Raw genomic sequence first — 15,156 nt, 5'->3', positions numbered from 1 at the left:
GGTGTGACCCGGTGGCCGTCCCGGCGTCACAATGGCCGTATGGCTGATGCGATCCCTTCCATGGAACCTGCTCCGCCCCCGCTGTTGTCCCTGGCCGAAGTGGAGGCGCTGGCCCGGCGCGCGCACTCGGGTCAGACCGACAAGGCGGGCCGCCCGTATGCCGAACATCTGGCCGCGGTCGCGGCGGGGGTACGCGAGCGGGGCGGCAGCGATGAGCAGATCGCCGCCGCCTGGCTGCACGACGCGGTCGAGGACGGGGCGCTGAGCCGGGAGTGGCTGGCCGGTGCGGCGCTGGGCGAGACGACCAAGGCGATGATCGAGGCCGTCACCAAGCGGGCGGACGAGCCGGTCGAGGAGTACACCGCGCGCATCCTGGCCACGCCCGGGGCGCTGCTGGTCAAGGAGTCCGACCTCGCGCACAACGCCGATCCGGAGCGGCTGGCCGCGCTGGAAGCGGCGACCCGGGAGCGGCTGACGGCGAAGTACGCGCGGGTGCGGGAGCTGTTGGGGCTGGCCCAGCGGTAACGGGTGCCGGGCTCCGGGGTATGTCCTTTGCCGACTTCCGTTGCCCGTTTCCGTTACCGGTTTCCGTTGCCGCGACGGGGGTCCACACATCGGACACCTCCGCAGAAAGGTGTCGTACACAGCTAGTCTGCGGCGATGAGCTCTACGCCGCCTTCGTCGCAGCCGGCCCCCGCCGCAGAAGCCCGTGTGATCGCCGCCCTGGAGGGCGTCGGCGTCAAGCGGTACACCACCGGCCAGGTCATCCTCGACGCCGTCGACTGGAGCGTACGGGCCGGTGAGCACTGGGCGCTGCTCGGTGCCAACGGCGCGGGCAAGACCACCATCCTGCGTATCGTCGGGGCGCTGATGTTCCCGACCGTCGGCAGCGTCGAGGTGCTGGGGCACCGGCTCGGGTCCGTGGACGTCCGCGAGCTGCGCGCCGTCATCGGGCTGGCCTCCGGCGCGCAGAAGGTTCCGCAGGACGCGACGGGCCACACCGTCGTCCTGACCGGGGCGACCGGCACCGTGCAGCCGTTGTGGCGCAAGTACGACGAGGCGACCCGCGAGCGCGCCCATGAGCTGCTTGCCGAGCTGGACTGCAAGGAGCTGGCGGAGCGGCCGTTCGGGGTCTGCTCGGGCGGCCAGCGGGCCAGGATCCTGATCGCCCGCGCCCTGATGGCCGACCCCCGGCTGCTGCTGCTCGACGAGCCGTTCAACGCGCTCGATCTGCCCTCCCGCGAGGATCTGATCGATGCGCTGCACCGGCTGGCCCTGGCACGGCCGGAGTTGGCGACCGTGACGGTCACCCACCATCTGGAGGAGCTGTCGCCGTCCATCGGCCACGCCCTGCTGCTGCGCGAGGGACGGGTGCAGGCGCGCGGCCCGGTGGACGAGGTGCTGACGGGAGAGCGGATGACCGCGTGCTTCGGCCGTCCGATCGAGGTGTCCCGGCACGAGGGGCGGTGGCTGGCCCGGTCCGGTAAGCGGTAGTCCTCCCGCGACGATCCCCGCGGACGCGCACTGAGCACTTGCGGCGGGCGCCGCCTATCCCTCCCCGACCGCGTCCCGCACCCCGCTCAGGAACCGCCGGATCGCCGCCTGTTCCCCGGCTTCGAAGGTGGCCAGCAGGGCGATCGTGCGGTCGATCAGCGGGCCGAAGAACGACCGGCCCAGGGTGACCGCGCGCTCATCGACCTCCAGCAGGACCCGGCGCCGGTCGCGGGTGTCGCGGACCCGGCGGATCAGGCCGAGCCGTTCCAGGCGGTCGATCAGCGCCGTGGTGCCGGCGGAGTTCAGGCCCAGCCGCTCGCCGAGCCGGCCGGGGGTGGACTCGGCGCCGTTGCGGGCCGCGTCCAGCAGGATGATCAGGGCCCGGAGATCGGTGGGGTGCAGGCCGTTGTCGCCGGCGAACCGCGCTCCCGCGAGGTCGAGTCGCAGCGTCACCTCACGCAGCAGATGGACCAGGTCCATCCCTGCCGGTTCGGCCGGTTTCCTTCGGTCAGCCGGCTCTTCGCCGGATCCCGCCGCTTCATCGGATCCCACCGGCTCATCGGGGCCTTGCTGTCTCGTCATGCATCATCGCCTCGCTTTCCGGGCTCCTGGTGTCTTTGCCGCACTCAGAACGTCCCGTGCCGGACTCCTGCAGGACGTCTTGTGACGGACTCCTGCAGGACGTCTTGTGACGGACTCCTGCAGGACGTCTTGTGACGGACTCCTGCATTATTACCTCGATCAGCGAGATACTTGCCGAACGAGGTATTGGTGAGCACCTCGTTTCGATCGCCGCTCCCCTCGTCCGGAGGTGCACCATGACAGCAGCCCCCGCCCCGCTCTCTCCCGCGCACTCCCCCTCCGCCGCTTTTCGCGCCGCCTACGAGCAGGCCATGGCGCTCTGGCCGGTCCCGGTGGAACGGATCGACCTGCCCTCGGAGTTCGGCAGCACCCGGGTCAATGTCTGCGGACCGGCCGACGCCCCTCCGCTGGTCCTGCTGCACGGCGGCGGCACCACCTCGGCCATCTGGTACGCCCAGGCCGCCGAGCTCGGCCGTGCGCACCGGATGTATGCCGTGGACCAGATCGGCGCGCCGGGACTCAGCGTGCACTGTGGGCGGGCGCTGCGGCGGCCGGAGGATCTGTTCGCCTGGCTCGACGGTGTGCTCAGCGGACTCGGCCTGGAGTCGGCGGCGCTGCTCGGGCACTCGTACGGCGGCTGGCTCGCGCTGAGTTACGCGGTGCACGCCGCCGGGAGGCATCACTCCCACTCCCCCGGGACGCCGAACAGGGTGGAGCGGGTGATGCTGCTCGATCCCACCCAGTGTTTCGCCGGGTTCCGGCCGTCGTATCTGCTGCATGCGCTGCCGCTGTTCGTACGGCCCGGCGAGCGGAGCACCCGGCGGTTCCTGGAGTGGGAGACGCGGGGTGCGCCGCCCGCGCCGGAACTGGTGCGGCTGATGGGCCTGGGCGGCGCCGAGTTCCGCCCCGCGAAGGTGGTCACGGGGCCGCGCCCGGACGTCGCCGGACCGGGCGGAGCGCCGGTGCCGACCCTGGTGCTGCTGGCGGAGCGGAGCCGGGCGCACGATCTGCGCCGGGTCGCCGCACGGGCCGGACGGACGCCGGGCGTACGGATCGGGACCGTGGCGGGTGTGGGTCACCACTCCATGCCGTACGGCCAGGCCGACGAACTCGGCCGCCGGGTACGGGACTTCCTGCACGACCGGCTCTCGGACGGCACGGCCCCGTAACCGTGGCTCCGGTCCGGCTCCGGCACTCGCACCAGCACCAGCACCAGCACCAGCACCAGCACCAGCACCAGCACCAGGCTCGGCACCGGCGCTCCTCCCACCTCGGCGTCCCGGCGGGCGCGCGTTACGTCCTCCGGCCCCGGAGGCGGTGGAACGAGGTGTACTGGTCGTACATCAGGTCATGGAAGGAGTCGAAGCGCTCCGGCCCCCTCCCCGACCACGAGGCGAGCCAGTAGCCGGCCCATTCGCCGCGCTCATCGACGTCCGCGGGGTCGAGAAGCATGACCGCGGCGTCGCCGTCGAGAGAGAGGCGCAGGGCACGGGCAAGGATCTGGCCCTCGGGCTCTTCGTCCTCGTCCTCGTCGGCGAACTCGGTGTCGCTGTAGGCGTCGATCCAGCCGGAGCCCTCATCGCTGTCGGCGAGCCAGGCGAGCTCGGAGGTGCCCGCGAGCCGGTAGATGAAGGTCCCGGCGTCCCGCCACCCGTTGGTGGTCAGCAGGAACTCGCGGAGCGACGGGGGCAGTGTCCGGTCCAGACGGGCCTCGGCCGCCGCCACCTCATCGGCGCTCGCCGGGGCGAACCCGAGCCACCCGTCCCGTACGACCTCGTCATCCAGGGGCCCGTCCCGCTCGGGGTCGCGCCCGACGATCCACTCCTCGCTCCAGAGTTTCAGGAACGGCCGCCACTGCTCGCGGTTCATGCGCTGCCCTTTCGCGTCGAACGCCGTCAGACGTTGTCGAACGTCACTGCGTCAACGACAGCACAGGGGTCTGACAACCGCCGGCCGCTCAGCCCTCGCCCGCGCCCTCGCCCGCGCCCTCCGCGATGGCCGCCGCGACCTCCGCCGTACGGGCCTCCTCCTCCGCTGCAAACCGCTCCGCGTCGAGCTTTTCGGCGATCTCTTCGTCCTCGGCCATGAGCAGATCGAGATTGGAGTCGCCCATCTCGAAGACACCCATGTCCACATAGGCGCGCTGAAGACGTTCGCCCCACAGGCCGATGTCCTTCACACAGGGCACGATCCGGCTGAAGAGCAGCTTGCGGAAGAGGTGCAGGAATTCGGAGTTCTCGGTGAATTCGGCGGCTTCGTCGTGCGGAATGCCGAAGTTTTCGAGGACTTCCAGGCCGCGCAGGCGGTCGCGCATCAGGTAGCAGCCCTCGATGACGAACTCCTCGCGTTCGCGCAGTTCGGCCTCGGTGAGCTGCTTGTAGTAGTCGCGCAGCGCCATGCGGCCGAAGGCGACATGACGCGCCTCGTCCTGCATGACGTAGGCGAGGATCTGCCGGGGCAGGGGCTTGGTGGTGGTGTCGCGGATCATGCCGAAGGCGGCCAGCGCCAGGCCCTCGATCAGCACCTGCATACCGAGGTACGGCATGTCCCAGCGGGAGTCCTTGAGGGTGTCGGAGAGCAGCGCCTGGAGATTGTCGTTGACCGGGTAGAGCATCCCGATCTTCTCCTGGAGGAAGCGGCTGTAGATCTCGGCGTGCCGCGCCTCGTCCATGGTCTGGGTGGCGGAGTAGAACTTCGCGTCGAGATCCGGGACGGATTCCACGATCCGTGCCGCACAGACCATGGCGCCCTGTTCGCCGTGCAGGAACTGGCTGAACTGCCAGGAGGTGTAGTGCTGACGCAGTTCGCCGCGGTCCTTCTCGGTCAGTTTGTCCCAGTACCTGGTGCCGTACAGGGACATGGACTCGTCCGGGGTGCCGAGCGGGTCGTAGGGGTCGACCTCCTGGTCCCAGTCGATCCGCAAGGTGGCGTCCCACTGCTTGTCCTTGCCCTTCTGATAGAGGGCCAGCAGCCGGTCGCGCCCGTCGTCGTAGTCCCAGCTGAAGCGTGCCGCACCGGAGGCGGGCACTTTCCACACGGGGTCGCCAGGGTCCTGTACGTAGAGATCTCGGGTCGACACGGACGCCTCCTCGGCTCGCCAAACGCCTTGTCATGGGCGGTCGTTGGCAGGCTCACACGCTTCTTACCGACGGGTCAATAAGTCGTGCGCAGGGGATTGACGCCCTTACTGACACGCAGTCTCATAAGAGATGACAGCGGGCCGGCCCTGATCCACCAGCGAGGTAGCCACAGCCATGACGAGCGCACCCACCGAGATGACCGCGAAGGATACCGGGCTCCTGCGGGACGCCCTCGGCCTGCTCAAGGACCGGGAGCAGGTCGCCGAGCGGCTGCTCGACTCCTCCGCCAAGCACTCCTTCGACCCCGACACCGCACTCGACTGGGACGCCCCCCTCGAAGAGGGCAAGTGGTTCTGGCCGCCGGAGCTGGTCTCGCTCTACGACACCCCGCTGTGGAAGCGGATGTCGCTCGAACAGCAGCAGGACCTCTCCCGGCACGAGGCCGCCTCGCTCGCTTCGCTGGGCATCTGGTTCGAGATCATCCTGATGCAGCTCCTCGTCCGGCACATCTACGACAAGCCGGTGACCAGCGCGCACGTCCGCTACGCCCTCACCGAGATCGCCGACGAGTGCCGGCACTCCAAGATGTTCGCGCGCCTGATCCAGAAGGGCGGCGCGCCGGCGTACCCGGTCTCCCGGCTCAACCACCAGCTCGCCCGCGTCCTCAAGACCGTCTCCACCACCCCGGGCTCGTTCGCCTGCACCCTGCTCGGGGAGGAGATCCTGGACTGGATGCAGCGGCTGACGTTCCCGGACGAGCGGGTGCAGACGATCGTGCGCGGAGTGACCCGCATCCATGTCGTCGAGGAGGCCCGGCATGTGCGCTACGCCCGCGAGGAGCTGCGCCGCCAGATGATCACCGCGCCGCGCTGGGAGCGGGAGTTGACCCGCATCAGCTCCGGCGAGGCGGCCCGGGTCTTCTCCGTCGCCTTCGTCAACCCGGCCGTCTACAGCCGCGTGGGCCTGGACCGGCGCGAGGCCGTCGCCCAGGTCAAGGCCAGTGGGCACCGCCGCGAGGTGATGCAGTCCGGTGCCCGTCGGCTGACCGATTTCCTCGACGAGATCGGCGTACTGCGCGGTGTGGGCCGCAGGCTGTGGCGGAGCTCGGGACTGCTGGCCTGAGGCCCCCCGCATGGACCCCGTACACCCCGAGCACCTGTGCGAGCCCGAACCCGGGGCGGCTACGCTGCTGTTCATGAACGGCAGCGGCACCGCCCCAGCAGTACCCCGACCCGCCTACCGCAGGCTGAGCGTGGAGCAGCGCCGCAGCCAACTGCTCACCGCCGCGCTGGGCCTGTTCGCGCACCGCGCGCCCGAGGACGTCTCGCTGGACGATGTCGCCACCGCCGCCGAGGTCTCGCGCCCGCTGGTCTACCGCTACTTCCCCGGCGGCAAGCAGCAGTTGTACGAGGCCGCGCTGCGCAGCGCGGCCGACGTCCTGGAGCGCTGCTTCGCCGAGCCGGAGACCGGACCGCTGACCCGTCGGCTCTCGCGCGCACTGGACCGCTATCTGGCCTTCGTCGACGAGCACGACGCGGGGTTCAGCGCGCTGCTGCAGGGCGGCAGCGTCGTCGAGACCACCCGTACGTCCGCGATCGTGGACGAGGTGCGGCGCGCCGCCGCCGACCAGATCCTGCGGCATCTGGGCGAGCCGGAGCCGGGCCTGCGGCTGCGGATGACCGTCCGTATGTGGATCACCGCCGTCGAGGCCGCCTCGCTGATCTGGCTGGACGAGGACAAGCAGCCGGCCCTCGACGAGCTGCGGGACTGGCTGGTCGACCACTTCGTCGCGCTGCTGACCGCCACCGCGGCCACGGACCCGCAGACCGCCCGGGTGACCCGGGCGGCGCTGAAGCTGGAGACCACCGACGGCCCGGCCGGCGACCTGGCCCGCCGCATCCTGCCCGTCGTGAGCGACGCCGCGCATCTGCTGTGATCAGCCGCCCGGCCGTGGCGGTGTGACACTGAGGGCGTGAGAAGCGAGAACACCCTCTTCGTCGGCGGCCCGCTGGACGGCCGGGTACTGCCCGTCCTGGTCGGCGCGACCGGCCGGCCGCCGAAGACGTACGAGGTCCCCGTACCGCACGACGACGACCGGCCGCCGACGGTGCACGTCTACCGCCGCGTCCCGGCACGGGTGGGCCGCCTGGGCCTGCCCAGCGGCTGGAAGTACGAGTACGCCCCGGAGGGCAAGGCGCCGGACGACGGACCGAAGTGGCCTTGGCGCAAGCCGCGTTGAACCGGCAGCGACCCGTGGCACAAACCCCACCGAACGGCCCCGCGCCACGAGCGAAAACCGCACCCCACACGGACAGCCGCCACACCCACGCGAGGGGACGGGCCGGAGGCGGTGGGTTGCGGGGCTTTGCTTCCGCAGGCTCCGAGAAAGAGCAAAGGCGGAGCGCAGCGGAGCGTAAAGCGAGCAGTCCCGCAACCCACCGCCGGAGGCCCGGCACCGCACCACAACACACCACGCGCCGCGGCGGCAGCCCGCAAAAAACCCCTCCCCGCCGAAGGCGGGGAGGGAACGAGCACGGCGGCGCACGCGCCCACGGGGGAGGACAGCCCCCGCCGCGGGCGGTTTTCAGCCCGTCAAAGAGGCAAGATAGGCATTCGTCTTCTCCGGCTCGTAGAAGAAGTTCTCGAAGTCGGACGGGTCGTTGAACCCGTTGGCGAAGCGGTCGGCGACGGGCTGCAGCTGGCCGGCCGCGCCGATGAGGTTCAGGATGTGCTCCGGCGGCGGGGCCAGCATCGCGTTGGTCCACTTGGTGACGTGCTGGGCGGTGTCCCAGTAGCGCTCGAAGGTGCTCTGCATCCACTCCCCGTCGAACGGCCGGTCGCCGTGCTCGACGATGGAGGCCAGGTAGGAGGCGGCGCACTTGGAGGCCGAGTTGGAGCCCTGGCCGGTGATCGGGTCGTTGGCGACCACGACGTCCGCGACACCGAGCACCAGACCGCCGGAGGGCAGCCGGCCGATGGGGTTGCGCACGGTGGGGGCGTAGCGGCCGGCCAGCGTGCCGTTGGCGTCGGTCAGTTCGACCTTGGTGGCGCGGGCGTACTCCCAGGGCAGGAACTTCTCCATCAGCTCCAGCGTCAGGGCAAGGTGCTCGTTGGGGTCCTTGACGCCCTGGAAGGCGTCCAGCGGACCGCCGGGTATGCCCTCCCAGAAGAGGATGTCGGCGCGGCCGGAGGTGGTGTACGTCGGCATGACGAACAGCTCGCCGACGCCGGGCACCAGGTTGCAGCGCACCGCTTCGAACTCGGGGTGCTCGGGGCGCGGGCCCATGCCGTGGACGTAGGAGACGGCGAGCGCGCGCTGCGGGGTGTCGTACGGCGAGCGGGAGGCGTCCCGGCCGAACATGGACACCAGCTCGCCCTTGCCGGCCGAGACCAGCGTCAGGTCGTAGCGGCTCGCGAAGAAGTCCAGGTCGGAGACGGCAGCGCCGTGGATGACGAGCTGGCCGCCGCGCTGCGCGAAGGTCTCCATCCAGCCGGCCATCTTCACCCGCTGGTCGACGGACTGGGCGTAGCCGTCCAGCATGCCGACCCAGTCGATGGCGCGCTGCGAGCCCTCGGGCGACTCATGGCTGCCGGGGGCGGCGACCGAGACGCCAAGGCCCTCGATGCGCGGGGCCTGGCTCTCCCAGAAGTTGATCTGGAGGTCGCGCTCGTGCTGGAGGGCGGTGTGGAACATGCACTGCGTCGACATGACCCGGCCGGCGCGGATCTCGTCGGCGGTGCGGTTGGACATGAGGGTGACCTCGTAGCCCTGGGTCTGGAGGCCGAGGGCGAGCTGAAGACCGGACTGGCCGGCTCCGACGACGAGTATTTTCCGCATGGCGGCACTCTTCTCTGCTACTGCTGGTTGTTCGGGGAGGGGAAGTGGGCGGCCCGTACGGGGCCGTGGCCCCGTACGGGGGCCGGTTACTCGGGCGCGGTCTCCAGGGCGTGGCCGACCAGCGCGAGCAGCGACTCGATCACCGTGACCCGCTTCCGCGCGTCCATGATCACGACTGGCACGTGCGACGGCACGGTCAGCGCCTCGCGCACGTGCTCGACGGCGAACGCCTCGGTCCCCTCGAAGTGGTTGACCGCGACGACATACGGCAGTCCGCAGCTCTCGAAGTAGTCCAGCGCCGGGAAACAGTCCTCCAGGCGCCGGGTGTCGGCCATCACGATCGCACCGATCGCACCGCGCACCAGGTCGTCCCACATGAACCAGAAGCGCTGCTGTCCGGGCGTGCCGAACAGGTACAGCACCAGCTCCTGGTCGAGGGTGATCCGCCCGAAGTCCATCGCGACCGTGGTCGTGGTCTTGTCCGGGGTGGCGGTCAGATCGTCCGTGTCCGCGCTGGCCTGGGTCATCACCGCCTCGGTCTGGAGCGGGGTGATCTCCGAGACCGATTTGACGAACGTGGTCTTGCCGACGCCGAAGCCGCCCGCCACCACGATCTTGGTGGCGATCGGCGCCCGCGAACGGTCGGTCTGCCAGCTCTGCAGCCCCGCGTCGGCGGCCGTGGCCGCCGGGTCGGACGGGCTCACGGAACCGGGGGTCGCCGTCGGCCCGGCCGATATCGTGTCAGAGCCTGTGAAGTCCACTCAGCACCCTTTCGAGCAGCGCGCGGTCGGGCCGGCCGGAGCCGTGCCCGGTGCCGTAGACGCGAATCTTTCCCTGGTCGGCGAGGTCGCTGAGCAGTACACGTACCACGCCCAACGGCATCTTGAGGAGCGCGGAGATCTCCGCGACCGAGCGCATCCGGCGGCACAGCTCGACGATCGCGCGCATCTCCGGCATCACCCGGTCGCCCCAGCCGCCGGAGGTCAGCTCGCGCCGCTCCTCGGGCGCCTCCAGCGCGGCCACGAACGTCTCGACGAGCAGGACATGGCCGAACCGTGTCCGGCCTCCGGTGAGCGAGTACGGCCGCACGCGCGAGGGTTTCCGCTCCCCACCGCGTACGGGGAGCTTGCGGGAACTGCTCATGCCGAAACCTCGCTTCGTCCGCCCTCGCACTCGCTCGGGGCGCACCTCTCCATGGTTCGCTCGCTACGTTCGCTCACTGGGGGCTCTCCATCGACTTACGCAATTCACTGCGGAGTTCGGGGGTGAGGACATGTCCGGCCCGGCCGACGAACAGCGCCATGTGGTAGGCGATGACGCTCATGTCGCAGTCCGGGGTGGTGTGCACCCCGAGCAGCGAGCCGTCGCTGATCGACATGACGAACAGGCTGCCCTCGTCCATCGTGACCATCGTCTGCTTGACCGCCCCGGCGTCCATCAGCTTCGCGGCCCCCTGGGTGAGGCTGCCCAGCCCGGACACGATGGTGGCCAGGTCCGCGCTGGACCCCCGCGGACCGCCGCTTCCGCCCGGCCGGGCCGCCGCTTCCGCCCGGCCCGGGTCGGACGACAGCAGCAGCAGGCCGTCGGAGGAGACCACCGCGACCGAGTGGATTCCCGGTACCTCGTCGACCAGGTTGGTCAGCAGCCAATGCAGATTCCTTGCCTGACTGCTCAGACCTTGTCCGTAAGCAGTGGGTGCTTGCGCCTTCAATCGCGTGCCTCCTCGACAACGTGGCTCTCTCCCGGGGCCCCCGCTCCGTCGGTGTCCGTCTGTGGGATGGTCAGCTCCGCTGTACGTTCCGCGATCTCGGCTTCGACGTCACGCCGGCCGCTTCGCGCTCCCGCCTGAAATCCGCCGAGGCGACGCCGCAACGCCTCGGCATTGGCCGCACCGCTCTTGCGCGGTGCGGTCGGCGCCTGTTGCTGCGCCACGACCTTGGGGGTGCGCTTGGGCAGCCCCATGGAGGTCGTCCGCCGCTCCTCCGCGGGCGGGGCGGCGGCGGTCTGTGGGTCGGCCGGTGTACCGGCCGGGGACGCGTCGGCGGGTGCCGCGTCGGCGTCCCTGGGTGCCGCGTCCGTCCCGGGGCCCGTGTGCTGGTCGGGGCCGGTGGCATAGGGGTCGGAGGAGGGCGCACCGGCTCCGGAGGGCTCGTGGCCCGGGGCGGCGTCGTCCTCGGGCCGACGGTGCTGGCCGCCGCCGCTGGTGGTGGCGGCGTAGGGGCCGGGCGACTGCGGGCCGTACGGGCTCGGCTCGGAACCGGAGTACGTGGTGGGGCCCTCGGGCCGCGGTTCGGTGGGTGCCGGTCCGGGCTGCACACCGAGTCCGGCCGCGTCGATCGCGCGCTCCGCGGCGGCGACGAGCGGGTCGGTGGCGGGGGCAGGCGCGGGGGCCGCGCCCGGGGTGCCGTCGTGGCCGGGCGCCGGGGTGTCCCGGTCCGCGCCCTGGCCGGGCTGATGGGCCGGGGCCGCGGCGGCAGCGGGCGGGCCTGCCACGGCTGCCGGGTCCCGGCGGGCCGCCCGGGTCGGCAGCGCGTTGGAGTTCGCCTCGGCGACCGAGCCGGGCAGGCCCGGGGTGTGCGCCACGTCCTGGTGCGCACTCGCCGGGGAGGCCGACGGGGCGGGGCGGGTCGGCAGGATCGAGCCGGGCAGGACGACGACGGCCGTGACGCCGCCGTGCTTCGCGTCCCGCAGCTGGACCCGGACACCGTGCCGGGCGGCCAGCCGCACCACGACGTACAGGCCCAGGCCCAGCGCCTCGTCGACGGTCTCGGAGGACGAGGCGGCTTCGACGTCGGTCAGCCGCTCGTTGAGCTCGGCCATCCGCTCCGAGGTCATCCCTATGCCCTCGTCCTGGACGGAGAGCATGACCTCGCCGCTCTCCAGCAGCCAGCCGGAGAGCTCGACATAGGCGTCCGGCGGCGAGAAGGCGGTGGCGTTCTCCAGGAGTTCGGCGACCAGGTGGCTGAGGTCGTCGGCGGCGAATCCGGCGACCTGGGAGTGCGGCGGCAGCGACTGGATACGCACCCGCTCGTAGCGCTCGATCTCACTGATCGAGGCACGCATCACGTCCAGCAGCGGTACCGGGCCCGGGTGGTTGTTGCTGTACTGCTCGGCGCCCGCCAGCACGAGAAGGTTCTCGCTGTTGCGGCGCATCCGCGCGGCGAAGTGGTCCAGCTTGAAGAGGGTTTCCAGCCGCTCCGGGTCCTGCTCGCTCTCCTCCAGCGACTCGATGACGCCGAGCTGACGCTCCACGAGGCCGAGGGTGCGCAGCGAGAGGTTGACGAACCGGCCGTGCACACCGGACTGCAGGGCCGCCAGCCGCTCGGTGAGATCGGCGATCTCCTCCTTCAGGCCCTCGCCCTGCTCCTGCAGCACCTCGCGCTCGGCGACCAGCCGCTGCCGGCCGCTGATCAGCCGCTTGCGCTCGCCCTCCATCTCGGCGGTGCGCCGCGCCAGCTCGCCGACCTGGGCGTGCAGCGCGTTGACGGACCGCACGGTGGTGGCGAATTCGTCGTTGCGGCCCTTGTAGGTGAGGGGGTCCTCGTGCGCGGGGTCGGCGGCCAGCCGCTTGGCGCCGATCCGCAGCGCGGCCAGCGGCTGGGTCAGGGAGCGGGCGGCCCAGACGCCGACGCCGACGGCCAGCAGCAGGCACAGCCCTTCCAGGCCGATGCGGATCTCCAGCTCCGTGACGTCGTCGTCGCGCAGCGCGCCGAGGTGCTGGATGTCGGCGGTGGCCATGGCGGATTCGACGCCGCGCATCAGACCGATACGGCTGGTGAGCGTGGTCTGGACCCGCTGGCGGCTCAGGCGCAGATCGAGGGCGTCCAGCCGGGGCTGGTCAGTCAGCCGGGCCAGATAGCGCTCGGCGGTGTTGGCGTCCTCGCCGTTGACGGTGCGGACGTAGCGGTCCCTGGCGCCCTGGCTCGCGGCCTGCTGGAAGTCGCCGAGCGCGCCCTGTTCGCGCAGGTGCGCGACCTGGGCGAGGTTCGTCAGCCGGGGCTGGCTGCCGCCCGCCTTGAGCGCGGCGAGCAGCAGGGCCCGGGTGCCCGCGGCCTGTTCGGTGGCACGGCCGAGGGCGGGCAGCGCGTGGATGTCGGCGTCGGCGGAGTTCGCGCGGGCGGGCAGTTCACGGGCGATGTCGTCGCTGATCGCACCGAGCGCCTGGATCGTCTGGGTGTAGGCGTTATAGATCTGCTCGGCCGATCCGGCCGCGGACAGCGCCTTTTGACGGATTTGCGGCAGCGTCCCCAGCAGCTTGGCGGCGGCCTTGTACACCGCGGTGTCGCCCGAGGCGTCCTGGGCCTCGGAGCGCAGTTCGCCGATCTGCCGGTCCACGCGGGCACGCTGGGCCCGCAGGGCCGCGGCGTCGCTCGTCCGGGCGGCCCGCGCATCGTTGACCGCGGAGTTGACCCGTCCCGCGGCCGTCCGGCTGCCGTGCCCGGTGGCGACGTATGCGGTCATGCCGTCGCGTTCGTCGGCGAGGGAGTGCGCCAGCGCGATGGCCTGCGCGTTCAGCTCGGCCAGATCGACCAGTTGCTGACTGTGGGTGGCGTCGTCGGCCGTGGCCGTCAGCCCGGGGACGCCGGCGCCGAGGACGGCCGCGGCCACAACGGCCACCGCCCCGACGAGCCGGTTGCGCACGCGTGCGGGACGCCGTCCCGCATGGTCCTCGCCACCGTCCGCCATGCCCGGACCCTTACCAGGACCCGAGCCCGCATTCGGTCCCGAGACCGAACCGGCCGGTGATCCCGGCTTCCTTGCGCCGCCTCGAAGCCGCATCTTCCGCACCGCTGCTCGCATTCCTGTCTCGCCTGTCCACGCCATATGGCGTCGCGGACCCGGCTCGCTCTCCGCTCACGGGGGCGGACCTGCGCGAAGACGCAGCAGCACACACTTCCGCGAGGGGAAACAGCCCGGCTCTGCGCGTCGCGACGAACGTCCTGGCCCCACCCCATGACCGGGCAACGACCATTCCACCGGCGCCGCGCAGTGGCTCGGCAACACATGCCCGGCCACCTGAAGGAGTGAACATCAATCGCAGTTTGACCATCAACTTCCGTGCGCCAACGTTTTCGGCCGCAACCCCGGCCCACCCCCGAACGGGTTTGGAGATGCGTCCGGCTCCTGGAAAGATGCGCGCCCGCACGCCGCCGGACCGGCGGTCCTTACCTCCGGTACGCCGCCGCCCGACCGCCCTCCGGCGCTGCTGTCAGCTCCTGTCACCAGGGACGGAGCCGGCGCCTCCGGCAGACTGGCGGCCATGCGCATCGAACTCGCCACCGAGCCGGGCGACCCCCAACGCCCAAACGAGGACTACGCGTCGGTCGCCCTGCCGGCCGCCGGCCAGGGCGGAGCCCTCGTCCTCCTGGACGGGGTGACGCCCCCCGAGGAGGACTACGGATGCCGCCACACGGTGCCGTGGTTCACCGCGCACCTCGGGGGCGCAATGCTCGAACTGTCGGTTTCACACCGGGATATGACGCTCGCTGAGGTTCTCTCCTCAGCCATCTCCCGGACGGCCGATACGCATCGGGCGACCTGTGACCTTTCTCACGCCCGCACTCCACAGGCAACCGTGATCGCCGCGCGGTGGTCAGGGGACACCGTCGAATACCTCGTCCTGTCCGACTCGGTGCTGCTCCTGGAGCGGGCGGACGGCTCGGTGCAGCCGGTGCTCGACCCGCGGCTGGACGAGCTGCCGCCCGCGGTCCAAGACCGGCGCGCCGCCGTACGGGCACTGCCCCGCGGCTCGGCGGAACGGGCCGCTGCGGGCCGGAAGTACGCCCGCGCGGTCGAGGCGCTGCGCAACGCGGAGGGTGGCTTCTTCACCGCGGCCGCCGATCCGGCGGTGGCCGCCCGGGCGGTGTCCGGGAGCGTGCCGCGCTCCGGGCTGCGTTCGCTGACCGCGCTCAGCGACGGTGCGAGCCGCTGGACGGAGGTCTTCCACGAGGGCTCCTGGGCCGACTGCGTGGCGCTGGTGGCCGGGCAGGGCCCGCAGTCGCTGATCGACCGGGTCCGGGCGGCGGAGGCGGCGGACCCGGAGGGTGCGGCGTTTCCGCGCGGCAAGGCCCGGGATGACGCGGCGGTCATCTTTGTGGCGCCGTGACGCCATGACGCGTGACGCCGGGACGCCGCGATTCACGTGGTGCCGTGAGGTTTCCG

At 71.4% G+C, this 15,156-nt stretch carries 15 protein-coding genes; 7 read left to right on the top strand and 8 right to left on the bottom strand.

Annotated elements, in window-relative coordinates; translation table 11 throughout:
* Positions 1–39 precede the first annotated feature (39 nt).
* Both CFW40_RS24555 and CFW40_RS24550 read left to right on the top strand, forming a co-directional pair.
* Positions 40–525, top strand: coding sequence for an HD domain-containing protein (locus tag CFW40_RS24555; protein WP_256331303.1), 486 nt, complete (start codon positions 40–42; stop codon positions 523–525).
* A 135-nt stretch (positions 526–660) separates the two neighbouring features.
* A complete protein-coding gene (locus tag CFW40_RS24550; protein WP_088800010.1) occupies positions 661–1,494 on the top strand; it encodes an ABC transporter ATP-binding protein in 834 nt (277 codons plus the stop codon).
* A gap of 54 nt (positions 1,495–1,548) precedes the next feature.
* On the opposite strand, the gene CFW40_RS24545 is transcribed toward CFW40_RS24550, so the two are convergent.
* Positions 1,549–2,076: a MarR family winged helix-turn-helix transcriptional regulator gene (locus CFW40_RS24545; RefSeq protein WP_088800007.1), complete on the bottom strand. Its 528-nt coding sequence runs from the start codon at positions 2,074–2,076 to the stop codon at positions 1,549–1,551.
* Positions 2,077–2,312: 236 nt separating this feature from the next.
* On the opposite strand from CFW40_RS24545, the gene CFW40_RS24540 reads away from it, so the two are divergent.
* Complete coding sequence (locus tag CFW40_RS24540) at positions 2,313–3,245, top strand: alpha/beta fold hydrolase (RefSeq protein ID WP_088800005.1); 933 nt, start codon at positions 2,313–2,315, stop codon at positions 3,243–3,245.
* Positions 3,246–3,369: 124 nt separating this feature from the next.
* Here the strand turns inward: CFW40_RS24540 and CFW40_RS24530 are convergent, their stop codons facing one another.
* Both CFW40_RS24530 and CFW40_RS24525 read right to left on the bottom strand, forming a co-directional pair.
* The gene (locus CFW40_RS24530; protein ID WP_088800004.1) at positions 3,370–3,945 is read right to left on the bottom strand and encodes an SMI1/KNR4 family protein; all 576 of its coding nucleotides are present in this window, start codon (positions 3,943–3,945) and stop codon (positions 3,370–3,372) included.
* A gap of 88 nt (positions 3,946–4,033) precedes the next feature.
* Complete coding sequence (locus CFW40_RS24525; protein WP_088800001.1) at positions 4,034–5,155, bottom strand: ferritin-like domain-containing protein; 1,122 nt, start codon at positions 5,153–5,155, stop codon at positions 4,034–4,036.
* 175 nt (positions 5,156–5,330) lie between these two features.
* On the opposite strand from CFW40_RS24525, the gene CFW40_RS24520 reads away from it, so the two are divergent.
* From CFW40_RS24520 to CFW40_RS24510, 3 genes are all read left to right on the top strand, one after another.
* Positions 5,331–6,278, top strand: coding sequence for a diiron oxygenase (locus tag CFW40_RS24520; protein ID WP_256331304.1), 948 nt, complete (start codon positions 5,331–5,333; stop codon positions 6,276–6,278).
* Between the two features lie 73 nt (positions 6,279–6,351).
* Positions 6,352–7,092: a TetR/AcrR family transcriptional regulator gene (locus CFW40_RS24515; protein WP_088802345.1), complete on the top strand. Its 741-nt coding sequence runs from the start codon at positions 6,352–6,354 to the stop codon at positions 7,090–7,092.
* A 36-nt stretch (positions 7,093–7,128) separates the two neighbouring features.
* Positions 7,129–7,395 (top strand): hypothetical protein, encoded by a 267-nt coding sequence (locus tag CFW40_RS24510; protein ID WP_088799998.1) that lies wholly within the window; start codon positions 7,129–7,131, stop codon positions 7,393–7,395.
* 345 nt (positions 7,396–7,740) lie between these two features.
* Here CFW40_RS24510 and CFW40_RS24505 read toward each other — a convergent pair whose 3' ends face one another.
* The 5 genes from CFW40_RS24505 to CFW40_RS24485 all read right to left on the bottom strand — a co-directional run bounded on the left by CFW40_RS24505 (position 7,741) and on the right by CFW40_RS24485 (position 13,680).
* Positions 7,741–8,994 (bottom strand): styrene monooxygenase/indole monooxygenase family protein, encoded by a 1,254-nt coding sequence (locus tag CFW40_RS24505; RefSeq protein WP_088799996.1) that lies wholly within the window; start codon positions 8,992–8,994, stop codon positions 7,741–7,743.
* An 86-nt stretch (positions 8,995–9,080) separates the two neighbouring features.
* Positions 9,081–9,698 (bottom strand): ATP/GTP-binding protein, encoded by a 618-nt coding sequence (locus tag CFW40_RS24500; protein ID WP_088799993.1) that lies wholly within the window; start codon positions 9,696–9,698, stop codon positions 9,081–9,083.
* A gap of 37 nt (positions 9,699–9,735) precedes the next feature.
* Positions 9,736–10,137 (bottom strand): DUF742 domain-containing protein, encoded by a 402-nt coding sequence (locus CFW40_RS24495; protein ID WP_086720132.1) that lies wholly within the window; start codon positions 10,135–10,137, stop codon positions 9,736–9,738.
* Positions 10,138–10,210: 73 nt separating this feature from the next.
* Positions 10,211–10,705, bottom strand: a complete 495-nt coding sequence (locus CFW40_RS24490) for a roadblock/LC7 domain-containing protein (protein ID WP_088799991.1) — start codon at positions 10,703–10,705, stop codon at positions 10,211–10,213.
* A complete protein-coding gene (locus CFW40_RS24485) occupies positions 10,702–13,680 on the bottom strand; it encodes a nitrate- and nitrite sensing domain-containing protein (protein ID WP_256331305.1) in 2,979 nt (992 codons plus the stop codon). Before CFW40_RS24485 ends, CFW40_RS24490 begins: the two co-directional genes overlap by 4 nt.
* A gap of 574 nt (positions 13,681–14,254) precedes the next feature.
* Here CFW40_RS24485 and CFW40_RS24480 point away from each other — a divergent pair.
* Entirely contained in the window at positions 14,255–15,100 is an 846-nt protein-coding gene (locus tag CFW40_RS24480; protein WP_088799988.1) for a protein phosphatase 2C domain-containing protein, read from the top strand.
* The last annotated feature ends 56 nt before the right edge of the window (positions 15,101–15,156 follow it).

Origin of the sequence: Streptomyces sp. 2114.4 (genome assembly GCF_900187385.1) — a bacterium.
GTDB classification, from domain to species: domain Bacteria; phylum Actinomycetota; class Actinomycetes; order Streptomycetales; family Streptomycetaceae; genus Streptomyces; species Streptomyces mooreae.
Note: the sequence above shows the minus strand (reverse complement) of the source record. Positions and strands in the feature narration are given on the sequence as shown.